This is a genomic window from Lyngbya sp. CCY1209, assembly GCF_055795065.1.
The window spans coordinates 1-584 of record NZ_JAYFER010000369.1 but is presented as its reverse complement, the minus strand read 5'-3'; the positions used below and the strand labels follow the sequence as shown (position 1 = coordinate 584).

Genomic DNA, 584 nt, shown 5'->3' with positions numbered 1-584 from the left:
TCGTTAGATATGCCGATGATTTTGTGGTCATATCACAAAGCCGCGAAATCATTGAACAGTGCAAGATTGCTATCTCCTCATGGTTAAAGCCCATTGGACTCCGACTCAAACCAGAAAAGACAAGAATCTGCCACACACTTCAAGAAATCGAAGTAAACGGAAAAATAGTCTCACCTGGTTTTGACTTCCTAGGGTTCAACATTAGGCAATATCCTGCCGGAAAACACGTCTCCGGAAAAAGTGGGGGAAAGGTCAGTAAACTACTAGGCTTTGTAACCCACATAAAACCGAGAAAAAAGGCAATCAAAGCCCACATTGAAAAGGTAAAAGAGGTGATTAAAAACCTTAAAACAGCACCTCAAGCCGCCCTGATAAAACAACTCAACCCCATCATCACTGGATGGGCAAGATACTACTCGGGGGTAGTCTCCAAGGAGACTTTCAGCAAACTAGATAACATACTCTGGCAACAACTGCGGGCATGGGTAGTGTCACGATGCGGAAACTCCGAATACAAAACGCTCAGAAAATACTACCGAACAGGTATGGCAAAACTGAGTAATGGGGACGAAAGGAAGGATAAG

At 43.8% G+C, this 584-nt stretch carries 1 protein-coding gene; it reads left to right on the top strand.

Features of this window, described 5'->3' with window-relative positions; all coding sequences use genetic code 11:
• The coding region (locus tag AC0QHF_RS10570) for a group II intron maturase-specific domain-containing protein (RefSeq protein WP_324704170.1) at nt 1-584 on the top strand (584 nt) is incomplete at both ends.